This window comes from Streptomyces tremellae (genome assembly GCF_039540215.1).
Lineage (GTDB): Bacteria > Actinomycetota > Actinomycetes > Streptomycetales > Streptomycetaceae > Streptomyces > Streptomyces tremellae.
The window spans coordinates 48794-68273 of sequence record NZ_BAABEP010000011.1 but is presented as its reverse complement, the minus strand read 5'-3'; the positions used below and the strand labels follow the sequence as shown (position 1 = coordinate 68273).

At 74.1% G+C, this 19480-nt stretch carries 14 protein-coding genes; 9 read left to right on the top strand and 5 right to left on the bottom strand.

Going from position 1 to position 19480, the window contains the following annotated elements; all coding sequences use genetic code 11:
- From ABEA77_RS11110 to ABEA77_RS11090, 5 genes are all read right to left on the bottom strand, one after another.
- The coding region (locus ABEA77_RS11110) for a transketolase family protein (protein WP_425588256.1) at positions 1–615 on the bottom strand (615 nt) is incomplete at its 3' end.
- On the bottom strand, positions 612–1373 hold the full coding sequence (locus ABEA77_RS11105; RefSeq protein WP_425588255.1) for a transketolase: 762 nt from the start codon (positions 1371–1373) through the stop codon (positions 612–614). The genes ABEA77_RS11110 and ABEA77_RS11105, both read right to left, overlap by 4 nt.
- 40 nt (positions 1374–1413) lie before the next feature.
- Entirely contained in the window at positions 1414–2700 is a 1287-nt protein-coding gene (locus ABEA77_RS11100) for a DegT/DnrJ/EryC1/StrS family aminotransferase (RefSeq protein ID WP_345644736.1), read from the bottom strand.
- On the bottom strand, positions 2697–3710 hold the full coding sequence (locus ABEA77_RS11095; protein WP_345644733.1) for a BtrH N-terminal domain-containing protein: 1014 nt from the start codon (positions 3708–3710) through the stop codon (positions 2697–2699). Before ABEA77_RS11095 ends, ABEA77_RS11100 begins: the two co-directional genes overlap by 4 nt.
- Positions 3707–4291: a hypothetical protein gene (locus ABEA77_RS11090; protein ID WP_345644730.1), complete on the bottom strand. Its 585-nt coding sequence runs from the start codon at positions 4289–4291 to the stop codon at positions 3707–3709. The genes ABEA77_RS11095 and ABEA77_RS11090 overlap by 4 nt, the downstream gene beginning before the upstream one ends.
- 108 nt (positions 4292–4399) lie before the next feature.
- On the opposite strand from ABEA77_RS11090, the gene ABEA77_RS11085 reads away from it, so the two are divergent.
- The 9 genes from ABEA77_RS11085 to ABEA77_RS11045 are packed head-to-tail and all read left to right on the top strand — an operon-like array spanning position 4400 to position 19411.
- Positions 4400–4564: a lysine biosynthesis protein LysW gene (locus ABEA77_RS11085; RefSeq protein WP_345644727.1), complete on the top strand. Its 165-nt coding sequence runs from the start codon at positions 4400–4402 to the stop codon at positions 4562–4564.
- Positions 4561–5436, top strand: coding sequence for a RimK family alpha-L-glutamate ligase (locus ABEA77_RS11080; RefSeq protein ID WP_345644724.1), 876 nt, complete (start codon positions 4561–4563; stop codon positions 5434–5436). The genes ABEA77_RS11085 and ABEA77_RS11080 overlap by 4 nt, the downstream gene beginning before the upstream one ends.
- Positions 5433–6413, top strand: coding sequence for an N-acetyl-gamma-glutamyl-phosphate reductase (gene argC / locus ABEA77_RS11075; protein WP_345644721.1), 981 nt, complete (start codon positions 5433–5435; stop codon positions 6411–6413). The genes ABEA77_RS11080 and argC overlap by 4 nt, the downstream gene beginning before the upstream one ends.
- Before the next feature lie 10 nt (positions 6414–6423).
- Positions 6424–7287 carry a [LysW]-aminoadipate kinase gene (locus ABEA77_RS11070; protein WP_345644718.1) on the top strand — a complete coding sequence of 288 codons (864 nt, stop codon included), beginning with the start codon at positions 6424–6426 and terminating at the stop codon, positions 7285–7287.
- A complete protein-coding gene (locus ABEA77_RS11065; protein ID WP_345644715.1) occupies positions 7284–8372 on the top strand; it encodes a M20/M25/M40 family metallo-hydrolase in 1089 nt (362 codons plus the stop codon). The genes ABEA77_RS11070 and ABEA77_RS11065 overlap by 4 nt, the downstream gene beginning before the upstream one ends.
- A gap of 9 nt (positions 8373–8381) precedes the next feature.
- Entirely contained in the window at positions 8382–9200 is an 819-nt protein-coding gene (locus tag ABEA77_RS11060; protein ID WP_345644712.1) for an SDR family oxidoreductase, read from the top strand.
- A 46-nt stretch (positions 9201–9246) separates the two neighbouring features.
- Positions 9247–13827, top strand: coding sequence for a non-ribosomal peptide synthetase (locus ABEA77_RS11055; protein WP_345644709.1), 4581 nt, complete (start codon positions 9247–9249; stop codon positions 13825–13827).
- 56 nt (positions 13828–13883) lie between these two features.
- Entirely contained in the window at positions 13884–14108 is a 225-nt protein-coding gene (locus tag ABEA77_RS11050; protein WP_345644706.1) for an MbtH family protein, read from the top strand.
- The gene (locus ABEA77_RS11045; RefSeq protein ID WP_345644703.1) at positions 14105–19411 is read left to right on the top strand and encodes a type I polyketide synthase; all 5307 of its coding nucleotides are present in this window, start codon (positions 14105–14107) and stop codon (positions 19409–19411) included. Before ABEA77_RS11050 ends, ABEA77_RS11045 begins: the two co-directional genes overlap by 4 nt.
- Positions 19412–19480: the final 69 nt, after the last annotated feature.

The following is a 19480-nucleotide window of genomic DNA, read 5'->3' as shown; positions in this document are numbered from 1 at the left end:
GGGGGTGGCCGAACGGCCCAGCCCGTGCACCGAGGGGGTGGCCGAACGGCCCAGCCCGTGCACCGAGGGGGTGGCCGAACGGCCCAGCCGCAGGTACGAGGGCCCGTCCACGGCGTGCAGGGCGCGCACGGCGGGCCCGATCTCGGCGGCGTCCGCCGGCACCACGACCGCCAGATCCATCAGGGCCCTGGCCACGGCCAGATCCTCCAGCGCGTAGTGGCTGTTGCCGAAGTGCGCCGCGGACAGACCGCCGTGGGTGGCGACGATCCGGACCGGCAGCCGGTGGCCCACGATGTCCGCCTTGAGCTGCTCGGCGGCCCGCAGGGTGGCGAAGGCGGCCATCGTGTGCGCGTACGGCCGGTAGCCGCGCGAGGCGAGGCCCGCCGCGATGCCGAACATGTTGGCTTCGGCGATGCCGACGTTGACGTACCGGTCGGGAAAGCGGGCGCCGAAGGTGGACTCCAGCCCTCCGGTGTCCGAGTCGAGGCAGATCACCCGCTCGTCGACGGCGGCGAGGGCGAGCAGCGCTTCCCGGTAGAGCCTGCGCGGGTCCGCGGGCGGTGAGTCGGCGGGCCTCGGGTCGTCCGGCTCCGGGCCGGCCGCTGGGGCCGTCACGCCGGTGCCTTCGCGTCCAGGGCGGCGAGCGCCCGCCGTACGAGCGCGGGGCGCAGGGTCGCGTAGTGGCTGGAGGCCCGGCCCTCAAGGAAGGGCACGCCACGGCCCTTGACCGTTTCGGCGACGACCGCCACCGGCCGTCCGGCGGGCTCGCCCAGCGCCTTCCCCAGGGCGCCGAGGTCGTGTCCGTCCACGGTGCGGGCCAGCCAGCCGAACGCGGTGAACTTGTCGGCCAGCGGTTCGAGCGCCACGCAGTCCTCCGTGGGGCCGGTGATCTGCAGTGCGTTGCGGTCCACGACGGCGACCAGGTTGTCGAGCGCCCGGTGCCCGGCGTACATCGCCGCTTCCCAGACGCTGCCCTCCTGCAGTTCGCCGTCGCCCAGCAGCACGTAGACGCGGCCCGTGCCGTCGCCCAGCCGTTCGGCCAGGGCGAGACCGATGCCGAGACTCAGGCCATGGCCGAGGGAGCCCGTGGCGAACCCGACGCCCGGCAGGCCCTGCGGGGGGTGCCCGAACAGGCGGCTGCCCGGCCGCGTGTAGCCGGCCAGCTCCTCCGCGTCGATCCGCCCGGCGGCTGCCAGGGCCGCGTACAGGGCGGGTGCCGCGTGCCCCTTGCTGAGCACGAAGGCGTCCCGCTCGGCCATCACCTCGAAGTAGAGCGAGGTCAGGATGTCCACGCAGGACAGGCTTCCGCCCACGTGCGCGCCGTGCGGGCCGCCGGCCATGCGCACGACCTCGCGGCGCAGACCGTGCGCCACGGCACGCAGATCCTTCCCCCCGTCGGTCTCCCGCCGCATGTCAGTCTCCCGCCACGTCGTGTCGCCAGTCGCGGGCGGGTTGCGCCCGGGCCATCCGCCGCACCAGGCCGAGGTGCTCCCAGACCTTCTCGAACCCGTCGGCATACGCCGCGAGGGCGGCGGCCGCGTTCGGGCCGAGGTGGCGCCGCTGCAGGCAGAGCGTGCCGTCCACGGTGGCGCAGCTGACGGGGTGGGTGGCCGCGACCTGCTCCAGGGAGGTCTCGCCGCGGAACGCCGGATGCGCGGGCAGCGGGGCCACCTGGTACTGCGACACGGGCACGCCCTCCGCGCGCAGGACGCGGTGCAGCGCCCGACGCACGGCGGCGGGCGGTACGCCGGCGAGGTCCAGCTCCTCGGGGACGATCCGCAGCCTGACGATGTGCCAGGCATGGGTGCGGTCGGCGGGCACATACGGCACCCGCAGTCCGGGCAGCCGGTCCAGCCGGTCGAGGAACGCGACGACGGCGTGCTCGCGGGCCTTGGCGTAGGCGGGCAGCCGCGCCAGCTGCGACCGGGTGAAGGCGGCCTGCACCGGGCCGATCCGGGCGTTGAGGCCCGGACGGTGTGCCAGGTAGCTGCGGGTGCGCGCGGGTGGCCGCTCCCCGAAGTTCCGCAGCGCCACCGCCGCTCGGTACAGCGACGCCGAGTCCGTCGTGACGAGTCCGCCTTCGCCGCACGTCGGCAGGTTCTTGCTGGGGTGCAGACTGAAGCAGCCGAGCGCGCCGAGCGCTCCCGTCGCGGTGCCCCGCCAGGCCGCGCCGTGCGCCTGGGCCGCGTCCTCGACGACGGGCAGTCCCCGCCGGGAGGCCACCTCAAGCAGTGCCCCCATGCCGGCCGGCAGGCCGTGCAGGTGCACCGGCAGCACGGCGGCGGTACGGGGACCGAGAGCGTCGCGGGCCCGCGCCGGGTCCATCGTGAACGTGTCGGGCTCGATGTCCGAGAACACCGGAACACCACCGCACTGACGGACCGCGTGCGCGGTCGCGTTCATGGTGAGCGCGGGCACCACCACCTCGTCGCCCGGACCGATCCCGAGGGCGCCCAGCGCGATCTGCAGGGCCGCCGTCCCGGAGGATACGGCGACGCAGTGGGCGGTCCCGACCTGGTCGGCCCACGCCCGTTCCAGCGCGGGCACCTCGGTCTCGCCCGCCGCGGTGGAGGTGAGCCTGCCGCCGCGCAGCACGTTCAGCACGGCCTGTTCGTCCTCCGCCGTGACCACAGGCCACGGTCCGCCGTCCACGCCCGCCGGGACCGCGCGCGGTCCGCCCAGCAGCGCCAGCGCGCTCATCGCGGACCTCCGGCGAGCCGCTCCAGGTGCGTCAGGCAGTGTTCCCAGGCCAGGACCAGGTTCTCGCCCCGCGCCAGCAGGTGCCGCGGGTCGGGCAGCCGGTCCACCGTCCCGTGGGCCGCCGCCATCCGCAGTCCCGTCCATCCGTGGGCCACCCGGTCCACCCACCGGCCGGCCTCGGCGAGTTCCGGACGCCGCAGCGCGCGGGCCGCGCGGGTCAGGAACCCGGCGTGCAGGGCCGCCTCGGCCTGCGCGGGCCAGCCGAGCACGTAGACCTCGCGCAGCACCCCGGGACCCTGCTCGGCGACCCGGTCCGGCAGGGCGCGCAACAGTGCGGTGAGGGCCGAGGGCCCGTGCCCTGGCGCCCGCAGCGCGATCGTGTTGCCGTGGACGACCTCGCGCAGCCAGGGCCAGGTCAGGGGCGGCTGCGGGCCGGTCGGGCGCACTTCGAGCCAGCGCCAGGCCGGACTGCTGCCCGCGAAGAACGGATCGCTCGCATCCTCGACGCTGATGCTGCCCCGCGCCTCCTCCAGCACTCCGCGGGGCAGGGGGCCGCGAAACGCCGGCGGCATGGGGTCGGTGACGTCGTAGGTGTCGCTCTCGGCGTCGTGTCCTGTGACCACCAGCAGGTGGGCCGCGTGCACGTCGTGGTAGGCGGGGCGGAAGGGCAGGTGGAAGTTGTTGACGGCGGCGACCACCGGCACGCCCCGGGCCAGCGACGCCACCAGCTCCCGGTGGGCGTCGGCCGGCCCTGCGGGGCGGTGCCAGCGCAGCCGCACCGGGTGGTGGAGGCAGAGGAGGTCTTCGAGCGCGTCGCCCGCGGGGTGGTAGTACTCGACCGGTTCGACCGGTCCGGCGGGCGCCCGGAACCGCCAGCCGGCGCCCAGTGCCCGCACCGGGTCCCAGCCCGCCCGCTCCAGCACGTGGCCGATGTCGATCTGCAGGCAGCTGCACAGGTCGTCGTACCAGTCGACGGACCACTCGGCGCGTTCGGCGACCGGCGCCGTCACCGCACACACTCCAGCGACACGGCGAAGACGTGCAGCGCGGGGTTGTCGGGCAGGCGCAGCCCGCACACGGGTTCCCGGCGGGTGACCGGGACCCGCACCGCCCACAGCCGGCCGCCGAGGTTCTCCTGGCGGTGGTGCGGATAGAGCAGCGCGTCGGAGCGGGCGGCGAGCAACTCCCCGAAGTGCGCCCGCGCGGGCAGGAAGTCCGACACCCGGAGCCACTCCGGGTCGGTCGCGCCGGAGGCGTAGTGCACGAACGCCGTCTCCTCGCAGCGGCGTTCTGAGGTGGCGAGCAGATGCAGCCAGTCGGCGGTCGTCCGCGGCAGTGCCAGGTACTGGCCGGCGCAGCGGATGTTGTCCGGCTCGGCGCCGCCGCCGGGGACTCCCCTGAAGGGGATGCCGCCGACGGTGAGCCCGTCGTGGGGCAGCACCTCGGCGGGCAGGCTGTTGCCCCAGACGTTCAGCATGCCGCGGTGCAGAGTCTTGTCCGTGGTGAGGGCGATGTTGTTCCGATACGGCGTCAAGTCGACGGTCACCACGGAATGAGTGCGCTCGGCCTCGGTCGACGCGGATTCAGTCACGGTCCCACTCTCGTCGATTGAAGTGTGTGACGGTCCGATTGTGTTAGCGTCTTTGTAGAGTCTCTGTCGAGTCCTGACCCTAGTTGCAGACTCTACGGGAGGCAACTTATGACTGCATGCCCTGAATGCCGGGGAGCGGTTTCCGTGCCCGACGACGTCATGGCCGCCGAAATCGTCGTGTGTGGCGAGTGCTCCAGCGAGCTGGAGGTGGTGGCGGTGGCGCCGACCGTGCTCGCCCGGGCCCCGGAGGTCGAAGAGGACTGGGGAGAGTGAGCGACGACGGACAGTGCGCGGCGCGACCGTTCGCGCTCGTCGCGACCCGCGTCCGCATCGAGGAACGGATGCTGTTCGACGCCTTCCGCCGCCGGGGTGTCGCGTATGAGCACGTCGACGACCGCTCCATCGTCTACCGGGTCGGCGGACCGCCGCCGCCCTGGCGTGCGGTGCTCAACCGCGCGCTGTCCGCGATCCGCCGGGCCGAGGTGAGCCGGTGGTGTGCGGCGGCGGACGTCCCGGTGGTCAACTCACCCGAGACGCTGGCATGTTGCGACAACAAGATCGCCACTTCACTGGCGTTGCACCGGGCGGGCGTGCCCACCCCGGACACCGTGGTCGCCCTGGACGCGGCGGGCGGCGGCCGGGCCGTCGCCGAGGTCGGCTACCCGGCGGTGGTCAAGCCGGTCAACGGCTCATGGGGCCGCGCGCTGGCACGGGTGGGGGACGCGGACGCGGCGGAGGCGGTCTTCGCGCTGCGCGCCGAAATGGCCTCACCGGTACAGAAGCTCGGCTACACGCAGGAGTTCCTGTCCGGGCGGGACCTGCGGGTCCTCGTCGTCGGCGGGCGGGCGGTCGCCGCGGTCGTCCGTGAGGCGGACCACTGGGTGCGCAACACCGCTCGCGGCGCGCGGTCCACCGCTCACGCGCTCGACCCGGAACTCGCCCGCCTGGCCGAGCGGTCCGCCGCCGCGGTCGGCGGCGGTGTCCTCGGCGTGGATCTGCTGGAGGACGCCGCGGGGAACCTTCGCGTACTGGAGGTCAACGGTGCCGTGGAGTTCCACGGTCTGGCCGACGCGCACCCGGACCTGCCCGTCGCCGATCTGATCGTGGACCACCTCCTCGACGCGACCACGGGAGCGGCCTCATGAAGGCAACCGTGCTCGGTGCCGCCGGCTACGTGGGCGGCGAACTGCTGCGGCTCGCCCTCGGGCATCCCGAACTCGACGTCGTGCAGGCGACTTCCCGCCGGCACGCGGGCCGCCCGGTCGGGCTGGTCCACCCTCATCTCCGCCACCACGCCGGCCTCCTCTTCACGGAGCCGGACACCCTGGAACCCGTCGACGTCCTGTTCTCCGCTCTGCCCCGCGGTGAACTGGCCCGTGTCCACGATCGGATCACCTCCGCGGCGCGGACCGTGGTGGACCTCGGCCCGGACTTCCGCGACCCCGAAGGGCCGGGCGGCGCGCACTACGTCACCGGGCTGCCCGAGCTGTACCGGAGCGCCCTCGCCGGCGCGACCCGCATCAGCGTGCCGGGGTGCATGGCCACGGCCGCGGCGGTTGCGATCCGGCCCCTGGCCGCGGCGGGCCTGACGCGGGACGACGCCGTCGTCGACGCCCGTACCGGCTCAAGCGGCGCGGGTGCCGAGCCGAGCCCGGCCACCCATCACCCGGAGCGACAGCACGCGATGCGGATCTACAAGGCCACCGGGCACCGTCACGAACGGGAGATCGCCCGGCTGTGCGGTGTACGGGCGCGGATGACGGTGACCGCCGTGCCGCTCGTCCGCGGGGTGCAGGTGGTCGCCCATCTGCGTCCACCGCGTCCGGTCGCACGGGCCGAGGTGTGGTCGGCCTTCCGGGACGCCTACGCCGACGAGCCGTTCGTCCGGCTGGTCGCGCACCGCAGCGGGCTGCACCGGCTGCCCGACCCGCAGTTCCTGTGCGGCGGCAACTTCGTCGACCTCGGGTTCGACGTGGACGACGACGGGCTGCGCGTCGTCGTGGTGGCCGCGCTGGACAACCTGGTGAAGGGCGCGGCCGGCGGGGCGGTGCAGAGCCTGAACGTCGCGCAGGGGTTCGAGGAACGGACCGGCCTGGAGTTTCCCGGCCTGCATCCGGTGTGAGGGGGTGACGATGGAGTCCGACAGCGCAACGCGGGCGAACGGCCTGCTGGTGGTCAAGATCGGCGGTGGCGTACGGCCCGAGCCGGTCCTGGACGACGTGGCCGCCCGAGTGGAGACGGGCGTGCCGGTGGTGCTGGTGCACGGCGGGGGGACCGAGGCGGACAGGCTCGCCGAGGCGGTCGGTCTGCCGGTGCGGACGGTGCGGTCACCGGACGGCACCCGGGGCCGCAGGACCGATGCCGCCGCCATGGACGTCGTGACCATGGCGCTGCTCGGCCGGGTGAAACCGGCCCTCGTCGGGGGGCTGCTGGCGCGGGGCGTCCGGGCCGTCGGCCTGAGCGGAGCCGACGACGGCCTGGTCACGGCCGAGCGCAAGCAGGTGATCCGCTCGGTCGAGGACGGCCGGGTCCTGCTGATCCGCGACGACCTGTCGGGGCGGATCACGTCGGTGCGGCCCGAACTGCTGCGCACGCTGCTCGGCGCCGGCCTGGTCCCGGTCGTGTCCCCGCCCGCCGCCGAAGGCGGGGGGCGGCTGCTGAACGTCGACTCCGACCAGGTCGCCGCGAGCCTCGCGGTCGCGCTGGACGCGGCGGCGCTGGTGCTCCTGACGGATGCGCCCGGTGTCCTCGCCGATCCGGAAGATCCCGCGTCAGTGATCAGGGAACTCGCGCAGGTACCGCCGGGAGCCGGCGGACGGATGCGGCACAAGGTACGGGCCGCTCTGCGGGCGCGGGCCCGGGTCCCGCAGGTGGTCGTCGCCTCCGGCCTGGTCGACCGGCCTGTCACGGCGGCGCTGACGGGCGGCGGTACGGTCGTCACGGGCCCGCCGCCCGGCACCGCCGGGCCCGTCGGGACGGACGGGGGCCGGGCATGACGTTCTCCTCCGCGTACCCCGCCTGGCTGTTGCGCGCGATGCTGTGCATCCCCTCGGTGTCCGGACAGGAAGGCCGTCTGGCCGCCTTCCTCGCCGAGCAGATGGCGGCGCTCGGCATGGACGCGCACGTGGACGCCGCGGGCAACGCGCACGGCGTGGCCGGCCCGCGGGACGCGCCGGTGATCATGCTGCTCGGCCACATCGACACGGTGCCGGGCCGGGTCCCGGTGTGCCACGTGGGCGACCTGCTCTACGGCCGGGGCGCTGTGGACGCCAAGGGCCCCATGGCCGCCATGGTCTGCGCGGCCGCCCGGGCGACAGGAGCCCGGGTGCACGTGGTCGGCGCGGTCGGCGAAGAGGTCGCCGGGTCGCGCGGCGCACGCCACCTGATGTCGACCGTCGCCCCGCCCGCCGCCGTCGTGATCGGCGAGCCCAGCGGGTGGGACGGCGTCTGCCTCGGCTACAAGGGCAGGGTCGGCGTCGAGTACGAGACCAGCACTCCGCCGCTGCACACCAGCAGCCCCGCGCCGACGGCGGTCGAGGCGGCGGTCGAGTTCTCCCGGCGCGTGAAGGACTATCTGCGAGCGGTCTCCGCGTCCGCCGATCCCGTCTCGTTCGGCACGGCCACGGGCACGCTGGTGCGGCTCACGGGCGACCTCAGCACAGCGGAGGCCTTCCTGACCTGCCGAGTCCCGCCGGGCTTCGACTTCGAGGCGTTCGAGCGGTACGTCACGCGGTCCGCGGGGGGCCGGGTCCGGTTCGACGAGCGGGTGCCCGCCGTCCGCCGCCCGAGCAGCGACGTGGTGGTCAGCGCACTGCGGGCGGCGATCAGGGGCAACGGCGGACAGCCCGCGCTGAAGCTCAAGTCCGGTACGTCGGACATGAACGTGGTGGAGGAGTGGGGCGTGCCGATGGCGGCGTACGGTCCCGGAGACGCGCACCTGGACCACACAAGCGACGAGCACATCGCGATCACCGACCTGACCCGGTCCGCCGACGTGCTCACGACGGCGCTGGGGCGGATCTCCGGACAGCTGCGCGAGCGGACCGGCCCTGGCGCCGCCGTCGGCGCCACGGTGGGATAGGGGCGCCGCATGCGACTTGACGGACAGGTGGCGATGATCACGGGCGCGGCGCGCTCGCTCGGACGCTCGCACGCGCTGACGTTCGCGCGGGAGGGCGCCGACCTGCTGCTGGTGGACCGCTGTCGACAGGACGGCCCGTACCCGCTGGCGGAGCGCAGGGAACTGGAGGAGACCGCGGCCGCGTGCCGGCGCACCGGCAGCAGGGTCGTGACGGCGGTCGCGGACGTGCGCGACCGGTCGGCCGTGGAAGCGGCGGTGGCGGCGGGCCTGGCCGAGTTCGGACGGATCGACGTGCTGGTGAACAACGCCGGCCTGCTCGCCCCCGGCGGTGTCCGCTCGCACGAGCTGAGCGAGGACGACTGGAACCTCGTCATCGACGTCAATCTCAACGGCACCTGGCGGTGCTGCCGCGCGGTGCTGCCGCACATGGTGGCCCGGCGCTCCGGGACGATCGTGAACACGGCCTCCACCGGGGGCAGGGTCGCGTTCGAGATGTACTCAAGCTACGTCGCCTCCAAACACGGCGTGGTGGGGCTGACCAAGGCGCTGGCCCTGGAGTACGGCCGCCACGGCATCCGTGTCAACGCGGTGTGCCCGAGCACGGTGGCCGCCGACGACGGCCTCGGCAGCCACAGCACGCGGGCGGTGGCCCGGACGATGGGCTCCTCCCTGGAGGACTACGAGCGCAGTTCGTCGTCGTACCACGCAATCGGGCGCCTCGTGACCGCACAGGAGGTCTCCGCCGCCTGCCTGTGGCTGGCCGGCCCGGAGTCCGGCGGCACCACGGGCACCGAACTGCTGGTCGACGGTGGCTTCACCGCACGCTGACCGACCACCGACCCTGCTACCACCGCCCCGCGCGGAGAGGAGTGGAATGTCCGAGCAGCGCACCGGGCCGGCGGCCGACGACGCCCTGGAGCGGCGGCTGGCCGCGCTGACCCCCGCACAACGCGCCCTTCTGGAGCGCGTCCTGGCGCGCGACGGCGCCGCCCCCGGGGTCCGGCGACGGCCGGACACCGACGACGGCGTGCCGCTCTCCTTCGAGCAGGAGCGGCTGTGGTTCATGAACGAGCTGGTCTCCTACCGCGCGATCTTCCACGTGCCGGTGGCGCTGCGGTTGCGCGGAGGGCTCGACGTGCCGGCCCTGCGGCGCGCGCTCGGCCGTCTCGCAGCGCGGCACGAGACGCTGCGGACCGTGTTCCGTGACACGCCCGCCGGGCCCCGCCAGGTGGTCCGCGACGCGGTCGAGGTACCGCTGTCCTTCGAGGACTGCTCCGGGGCCGCCGATCCGGGACAGGAGGCCCGTACGCGGGCCTCGGCGTCCGTCGGCGCACCGTTCGACCTGCGGACCGGACCGCTGCTGCGATGCGTGCTGTACCGGATCGCACCGGACGACCACCTGTTCCTGCTGACGCAGCACCACATCGTCTCCGACTACTGGTCCCTGGGCATCCTGCTCGGCGACCTCGGCGCCCTCTACGCCGACGAGAGCGGCCGGCGCACCGCACTGCCGCCGCAGGAGCTGCAGTATCCGGACTTCGCCCACTGGCAGCGCACCACCCTGGGCCCGGCGACCACCGACCGGCACCTCGCGTACTGGCGGGACCGGCTCGCCGACGCCCCGGAACTGCTGGAACTGCCCACCGACCGCCCCCGGCCCGCGATCCGCTCCCGCCAGGGGGCCTTCCACCACGTCCAGTTCCCCGGCGACCTCGTCGCCCGCTTGCGCGACCTGGCCAAGGAGGAGTCCACGACCCTCAACGCGGTGTTCCTCGCGGTGTACTTCGCGCTGCTGTCGCGGCTGGTCAGACAGGACGTGATCGTGGTCGGCGTACCCGTCGCCGGGCGGTCCCGGCCCGAACTGCAGCGGATGGTGGGCTACTTCCTCAACTGGCTGGCCATCCGGGTCGACGTGGGGGACCACCCGTCGCTGAGGCAGCTGGTGCGGCGCACGGCCGAGGCGCTCACCGGGGCGATGACCCACCAGGACGTCCCGTTCGACATGCTGGTGAGCGAGCTGCGGCCGGCCCGCCGGCCGGGGGTGACGCCGGTCTTCCAGACGTCGTTCAGCCTGCGCGACGGCGCGCCGACCCCACCGGACCTGCCGGGGGTCGACGTCGCCTTCGCCGACCTGGACGGCGGGGCCACGCACTTCGACCTCATGGCCGAGCTGTGGTGCGAGGACGACCGTGTTGTCGGCTACCTCCCCTACGACGACGAGCTGTTCGACGCGTCGACGGTGGCTTCGTACGCCGAGTGGCTGACGCGGCTGGCGGGGCACGCGGCGTGCGAGCCGGACCGTCCCGTCACCACCCTGCCCCTGCTCACCGAGGCGGAGCAGGCGGAGCTGATCGGGCCCGCACCCCTCCCGCCGGAGGGAACCGGGCAGACCCTGCACGCCCGCTTCGCCGAACAGGCGCGGCGCAGGCCCGAGGCGCCCGCGGTGTCGGACGACACCACCGAGCTCACCTACCGGGAGCTGAACGAGCGGGCCGACCGGATCGCACACGTCCTGCGGCGGCGCGGCGTCGGCCCCGGCACGGTCGTCGGAGTGGTCCTCGGCCGGACGGTGGACCTGCCGGCCGCGGTCCTGGGAGTCCTCAAGACGGGCGCCGCCTATCTGCCGGTCGACCCCGACAGCCCCGTCGAGCGCACCGCCGCGCAGTTCGCGGACTGCGCCGTGACGACCGCGCTGGTCACCGGAGACCTGCTGGACCGGCTCCCCGCGGATCTCCCGGAGCCCGTGGTGCTGGACGGGGGAACACCCGAACTCGCTGAGGCACCCGCCGGGCCGGCCGACGCCGATGTGGCCGCGGACTCGCCGGCGTACGTCATCCACACCTCCGGATCGACCGGCGCCCCCAAGGGCGTCGTCGTCTCGCACGGCAACGCGCTGCGGCTGTTCACCGCGGCGTGGCGGCTGTTCGACCTGGACGAGACCGATGTGTGGACGCTCTTCCACTCCTGCTCCTTCGACTTCTCGGTGTGGGAGCTGTGGGGGGCACTGGCACACGGCGGCCGGCTGGTGGTGGTGCCGCAGTGGGTCACCAGGGCACCGGACGCCTTCGCCGAGCTGCTTCAGCGGGAGAACGTCACCGTGCTCAACCAGACCCCGTCCGCGTTCGGACAGCTCTCCCGGGTCCTGCTGGACGCGCCACGGCCGCTCGCCCTGCGCTATGTGGTCTTCGGGGGCGAGGCACTGGACCTGCCGTCCCTGCGCGACTGGACGGACGTGTACGGCGACGAGGCGCCCCGGCTGGTCAACATGTACGGGATCACCGAGACGACGGTGCACGTCACCTTCCGGCGGATCACCCGGGCGGACACGGCGAGCACCCGCTCCCTGATCGGCCGTCCGCTGCCGGATCTCACGCTGTACCTGCTCGACGACGAGCTGCGGCCGGTGCCTCCCGGTGTCCCCGGAGAGATCTTCGTCGGTGGCGCGGGCGTCACCCCGGGCTACCACGGCGCGGCAGCCCTGACCGCGCAGCGGATGCTGCCCGACCCCTACAGTCCGCAGCCCGGCGCCCGGATGTACCGGAGCGGGGACCTGGCCGTCCGGCTCAGGGACGGGGAGCTGGCCCATCTCGGCCGGCTCGACCACCAGTACAAGATCCGTGGTCACCGGGTCGAGACCGGAGAGGTGCAGGCCGCACTCGGCCGGCTCGACGAGGTCGCGGAGAGCGCGGTGCTGGTCACCGACGACCGCGTCCGCGGGAAGACCCTCGTGGCCTACGTGGTGCCCGAGCCCGGCAGGGACGTCACCCCGACCCGGGTCCGCCGTGCGCTGCTGCGCACTCTGCCGGACTGGCTCGCCCCGTCCTCGGTGGTGCTCCTGGACTCGTTGCCGCTGACCCGCAACGGCAAGCTGGACCGGCAGGCGCTCGCGGCCCGGCAGCGCGACGCCGGCCGGGAGCCCACCCGGTCCGCCGCGCCGCAGGGCCCCACGGCGGTCGCTCTGGCCGCGATCTGGGCGGAGCTGCTCGGTGTCGACCACGTCGGCGCGGAGGACGACTTCTTCGAACTGGGCGGCCATTCGCTGATGGTCGTGCACCTGGTGTCGACGATCCGGGCCCGGCTCGGCGTCGAGGTCCCGCTGGACACCCTCTTCCGGCGACCCGAACTCCAGGCGATGGCGGACGAAGTGGACCGTCTGACGGCCGGGCCCGGACCCGCGGCCACGGACAGCGACGGCGCTGCGGCGCATGCTGCGCCCGGGGCCCTCGGTGACGGCCCGCCGACCTCGTCCAACGATCTGCGGGCGGTGCGGGCCGAGATCGACTCCCGGCTGGCGGCCGTGCGGCCGCCGGCCGGCGGCGCCGGCCTCCCCGCGGGGGAGCCCGGTACGGTCCTGCTCACGGGGGCGACCGGGTTCGTCGGCGCCTTCCTCCTCGCCGAACTCGCCGAGAGCGGCGCGCACGTGGTCTGCCTGCTGCGTGGCGGGGCGGATCGCAGGGACGGGCTCGTGGCACGGCTGCGGGAGCTGGGACTGTGGCGGGAGCGGTACGCGTCGCGTGTCGAGGTCGTGGGCGGTGACATCGGCCGGCCGCTGCTCGGCCTCGCCCCTGACGCGTACCGGGACCTGTGCGGCCGGGTGGGACGTGTCGTGCACGCCGCCGCCTGGGTCAACCACATCTATCCGTACGACCGGCTCGCCGAGGTCAACGCGCACAGTGCCGCCGCCCTGCTGGCCTTCGCCGCGACCACCGTGCGCAAGAGCCTCACGCTGGTCTCCACCAGCGCCGTCTTCGAGGCCGCCGACCTGCCCGAGGGCAGCGAGGTCGGGGCGGTCCCGGTGCGCTGCCTGCCGGGGCAGAGCAGCGGCTACGTGCGCTCCAAAGCGGTCGCCGAACTGTACGCGGAGCAGGCGGGTCACTTCGGGGTCCCGGCCGCCGTGGTGCGCATCCCCAGCGTCTTCGGCGACCGCCGCCTCTTCCAGATCAACACCTCCGACGCGATCTGGAGCTGGACCAGGGCCATGCTGGTCACCGGCCGCTACCCACGCAGCTTCGACGATCCGGACAACGAACTCTTCCAGGCGCTGCCCGCGGACATCGCCGCGCGCGCGATCGCCGCCGTCAGCCGGAGCACGGACGAGCCCGGCTGCCGGATCGTCAACGCCGTTCCCCGAACGGTCGGCGGCACCCGGCTGCTGCTGGAGGGGCTGCGCGCCGCGGGACACGACCCGCGGCCCATGCCCGACCGGGAGTGGTATGACCTGGTCGGCCGGCTCGACGCCCGTGAGGTCTGGGTCGCGGGCATCGCCACCCGTCTCGCGCGGCGTCCCGGCACCGGAGCGCCCCGGCAGCGACTCCACCGCTTCTCACCGGCTCCGGACCCGGACGTCGCACGCCTCGTCGACGCCCACGCCATCCGGTCACCGGCCGACATGGCCGGCTACATCGGATCGCTGACCGGGTCCGGTGGTTCCACGGCGGAGCACCTCGTCCGCTGACGCACGTGTACGGCCCTGCGGTTCTCCCGGTACAAGGAACGGATTCAGGAGCGACATTGAGCACGGACAACCGGAACTACCTCGTGGTGGTCAACCACGAGGAACAGTATTCGATCTGGCAGGCCGACCGGGACATCCCGGAGGGCTGGACGGCCACGGGCTTCGACGGAACGAAGGACGCGTGCCTGTCGCACATCGCCGAGGTGTGGAAGGACCTGCGGCCGCTGAGCCTGCGGAGACGGCTGGCGCAGTCGGCCGCCGAAGGGGGGAACCGACGGTGACACCGCGCGACGAGGCCGACGACGCCATCGCGGTCATCGGGATGAGCTGCCGGTTCGCCCCGGACCTCGCCACGCCGGAGAAGCTCTGGTCGTTCCTGGCCGACGGCGCAAGCAGGATCAGCGACATGCCGGACAAGCGGTGGGAGCCCTACACCTCCGGCAGCCCCGAAGCGACCGCGATCCTGCGCAAGACCACCCGTCACGGGGCCTTCCTTGACGACATCGAGGGCTTCGACGCGGAGTTCTTCCAGATCACGCCGCGCGAGGCGGAGTTCCTCGACCCGCAGCAGCGCATCTGCCTCGAACTCGCCTGGGAGGCGCTCGGTGACGCGGGCGTGCCGCCGCTCTCCCTGTCCGGTACCGAGGCAGGCGTGTACATGTCCGCCAACTCCAACGACTACGGCCGCCGGCTGCTGGAGGACATACCGCGGACGGGCGCCTGGGCGGTCAACGGAACGACGTACTACGGGATGGCCAACCGCATCTCGTACTTCCTCGATCTGCGCGGTCCGAGCATCGCCGTCGACACCGCGTGTGCCGGCTCGCTGACCGCCCTCCACGTCGCCGCGCAGAGTCTGCGGCTCGGCGAGACACCGCTGGCGATCGTCGGCGGCATCAACATCATGGCAACGCCCGCCCTGGTGGTGGCCCTGGACGCCGCGGGCGCGACCGCGCCCGACGGGCGCAGCAAGGCGTTCGACCAGGCCGCCAACGGCTACGGCCGCGGCGAGGGCGCCGGAGTGATGGTGCTCAAGCGCCTGACCGACGCCCGCCGCGACGGCGACCGCGTCCGCGCGGTCATCGTGGGCAGCGGCGTCTTCCAGGACGGCCGGTCCGACGGCATGATGGCGCCCAACGGGGACGCGCAGGAACACATGCTGCGCCAGGTCTACGAGCGGGCGGGCATCGAGCCTGCCTCCGTCGACTACGTCGAGGCGCACGGCACGGGAACGCCCCTCGGGGACGTCGCGGAGAGCCGGGCCCTCGGCGCCGTGCTCGGCGCGGTACGCCCGGCCGGCGACCCCCTTCTGTTCGGCACCCTCAAGCCCAACATCGGGCACGTGGAAGCCGCCTCGGGCATCGCGGGCGCCATCAAGGTCGTGCTGTCGATGGAGCACGGCCTGATCCCGGCGAGCCCGCACGAGGTGGTCAACCCCGATCTCGATCTGGCCGCGCAGGGGCTCCGCCTGGTGGGCGAGACGACGCGGTGGCCGCGCCGGGACGGCCCGCGTCGTGCGGGGGTGTCCAGTTACGGCGTGGGCGGCACGGTCGCGCACCTGATCCTTGAGGAGGCGCCCGAGGCACCGGCCGGCCGGACCCCGGACGCCGGGCCCGAGGAGACCCCGCGCGTCTTCCCCCTCTCGGCCGTCGCCGAGGCGGGGGTGCGCTCGCTGGCCGGGTCGGTGGCCCAGTGGGTCCGTGAGGACACCGGCACGTCGCTCTCCTCCGTCGCGCACACGCTGACCCGCCGGCGGTCGCACCTGGCGGTGCGGGGCGCGGTCGTCGCCTCCTCCAAGGCGGAGCTGGCCGAGCGACTGGACGTCCTGGCGGCGGGCGACAGGTCGCCCCAGGTGGCCTTCGGGCAGGTGGTGGCCGGGGCCCCCGGAGCGGTCTGGGTGTTCTCCGGGCACGGAGCCCAGTGGACCGGCATGGGCCGGGGGCTGCTGCGCGACGCCCCGGCCTTCGCCAGGACCGTCGACGAGCTGGCCGAGGTCTTCCGGGCCGAGCTGGGGTGGACGCCCCGCGAAGTGATCGACGAGGGCGGCCCGTGGACCGTCACCACCGTCCAGGCCATGACGTTCGCCATGCAGGTGGCGCTCGCCGAGACCTGGCACGCGCAGGGCGCGCGGCCGGCGGCGGTGATCGGGCACTCGGTGGGCGAGATCGCGGCAGCCGTGGTGGCGGGCGCGCTCGGCCTGAAGGACGCGGCCCGGTTCGCCTGCCGCCGGGCCAAGGCGCTGGAGGCGGTGGCCGGGCGAGGAGCCATGGCGCTGGTGGGCCTGCCCTTCGCGGAGGCCGCAGAACGTCTCGCGGGCCGTGCCGACGTGGTCGCCGCCATCTCCGCCGGCGCCCGGTCCGCCGTCGTCTCCGGTGACACCGAGGCCGTCGGGGAGCTGGCACGCCGGCTCCGGGCGGAGGGAGTGGACGTGCGGCGGGTCAACAGCGACGTGGCCTTCCACAGCCCGCACATGGACGCCGTGCTGCCGCAGGTGTCGGCCGCCGCGCGGGAACTGACCGCCCGGAAGCCCCGGGTGCCGCTCTACAGCACGGCCCTGGAGGACCCGCGCTCCGGGCAGCCGCGGGAGGGGGCGTACTGGGAGACCAACCTGCGTGCGCCGGTGCGCTTCGCCGAAGCGGTGGCGGCGGCGCTCGATGACGGTGCCCGCGTCTTCCTGGAGGTGTCCGCGCACCCCCTCGTGGCGCACTCGGTGACGGAGACGGCGCACGCGGCCGGTGCGGAGGACGTGCTGGTGGCGGTGAGCCTCCGCCGCGACCAGCCCGAGCTGGGCACGCTGCTGGTGAACCTCGCACAGCTGCACTGCGCGGGCGTCGAGGTGGACTGGCGGTACGAAGGCGAGCTGGCCGCGCTGCCCGCTGTGCACTGGCAGCACCGCCCCTACTGGATCTTCCCGGAGAGGTCGGCCGAGAGCCGCGGCCGGGGCCACGACCCCGACACCCACACCCTCCTGGGCGGGCTCAGCACGGTGGCGAGCGCTCCCGCGCAACGCGTGTGGCAGACCCACCTGGACATGTCGAGCCGCCCGTATCACCAGGACCACAAGGTGGTGGGCGTCGAGACGGTGCCCGCCTCCGTGGTGATCAACTCGTTCGTCACGGCGGCGGCCCGCGACGGCGGCACCCCGGGGCTGACCGACATCGTGCTGCGCACCCCGCTCGCGGCCACCCCGCCCCGCGTGGTGCAGGTCGTGCTCGACCAGAACCAAGTGCGGCTCGCCAGCCGCATCCGGCGGGCCGACGGCGCGGGAGGCGACGAGGACCAGGACCACGAGTGGATCACCCACGCCACGGCGAACGTGGACCGGGGCGCCGTCGTGGGGTCGCGGCCGATGGAGGACGTCGAGGCGATCCGCGCCCGCTGCCCGGAGGAGTGGACCTGGACCCGCGTCGACCAGATCTTCCGCAACATGGGAGTGGACGGCTACACGTTCCCCTGGGTGGTCGAGGAGCTGAGGCGCAACGCGGCGGAGCAACTCGCCGTCGTGACCGTCGACCACACGCCGAAGCTGCACCCGAGCAGCTGGACAGCCGTGATCGACGGCGCTCTGACGGTGAGCGGCGTCCTGGTGACCCAGGAGGACTCGCGGACGCTGCGCACGTCCTCCCATCTCGACGCGATCGCCTTCCGGGGCGATCCGCCAGGGCGGATCGTCGTGCACACAACACGGTCCGCGGCATCGCCGGAGACCACCATCGACGTGCTGGTCTCCGACATGGACGGCAACGTCGTGTGCGAGGCGACCGGCCTCCGTTTCACTCAGGTGCACGACAAGCCGGGCAGCGCCCTGCCGCCGCGCCGGCTGGTGCACGAGATCGCCTGGGAACCGGTGGGGCCGTCGACGGACTCCGGCCTCCCCGTCGAGCACGCGGTGCTGCTCGGCGCCGAGGCGGTCACCGCGCCGCTGGCCGAGCGGTTCGCCGCGCGCGGCGTGCCGTGCCTGCGACTGGAGCGGGCCCAGGACCTGCCCCACGTGCCCGGGAACGGCAACGGGGTCCTGGTGGTGGCCCCGGAACCGCAGCGCGCCGGGGAGACGCCGGAAGAGGCGGCCGAAAGGTGCGCCTGGACGCTGATCGACGCCGCTCAGCACCTGGGCCGGCGCCCGTCGCGCACGGCGGACGGCACCGGGCAGCCGCTCAGACTGTGGTGCGTGACCACGGGCGTGCGCGCGCCCCGGCGCGAGTCGGATCTGTCCCACGCGCCGCTGTGGGGGGTCTCCAGGATCATCGCCGGTGAGCGTTCGGACCTGTGGGGCGGTGTGGTCGACCTCGCGGCCGAGGCGGCCCCGATCGGCGCGGGCACGGCCGATCTGCTGCTCGACCTCTTCCGCGGCCTGGACGGCACCGAGGACATCGTGTCGGTCACACAGGACGGCGCGTTCGCCGCGCGGCTGACGCAGGTGGAGCGGCCGGCCGGGAACCAGGCTCCGGAACTGCGGCCCAACGGCACCTACCTGATCACCGGTGGGCTGGGCGGGATCGGTCTGGAGGTCGCCCGGCACCTGGCAGACCGGGGCGCCCGCCGCCTGGTGCTGGCGGGCCGGCGCGGACTGCCGCCCCGGTCAAAGTGGGAGCGGGTGCGGGAGCCCGCGGTGCGGGCCCGGGTCGACGCGGTACTCGCGCTGGAGGCGAGGGGCGTGACCGTCCGGGTGCTCGCGCTGGACATCTCGGACGCCGACGCGGCGGCCGCAGCCCTGTCGCCGTCGGCGCTGGACCTGCCGCCCATCCGCGGGGTGGTGCACGCGGCGGGTGTCGTGTCGGACGCGCTGGTGGACAAGACGAACCGGCAGGGCCTTCGTACGACGCTGGCCCCGAAGGCCGGGGGCGCGATGGCGCTGCACAGGCTGTTCCCCGCGGGCACGCTGGACTTCTTCACGATGTTCTCGTCGTGCGGGCAACTCGTCCGGCTCACCGGGCAGGCCAGTTACGCGGCGGCCAACTCGTTCCTGGACGCGCTCGCGGTGCTCCGTCACGCGGACGGCCACACCGAGACGACCAGCCTCGGATGGACGCAGTGGTGGGGAACGGGTATGGGCGAGACCACGGCCGGCACCACCATCCTGGAGGCCGAGTCACGGGGGCTGGGCGGCATCTCCGCGGCCGAGGCGTTCCGCGCCTGGTCGTTCGCCGACCAGCTCCGCTCGCCGTACGCCGCGATCCTGCGCGTGCTGCCGGAACGGTCGCTCCCGGTGTTCTCAAGGCTGCAGGCGGCCGAGGCGGAGGAGTACGGGGCCGGTGCCGAAACGGTCGACTGGGCGGCGCTGTCCGAGGGGGAGATCGCGGAGCGGGTCCTGGCCGAGGTGCACGGAAGCGTGGCCGCCGAGCTCAGCCTGCCCACCGCCGACATCGCGGTCGACCGTCCGCTGGTCGAGCTGGGGGTCGACTCGGTGATGACGGTGGGGCTCAGGGTCCGGCTGCACCGGCGCTTCGGCGTCGACCTGCCTCCCACGATCCTGTGGAGCAGTCCGACCGTGCGGGCTCTCGCCGACTTCCTGGCCGGCGAGATCCGGGGCGACGACACGGCCGAGGACGGAGCCGGTGCCGTGGAGGCGGCGGTGCCGGCCTGACGGGCGGTCCCACCGGGGCAGGGGACACGGCGTCCCCTGCTCCGGTGGGCCGGCCGGCGGCCAGGTCAG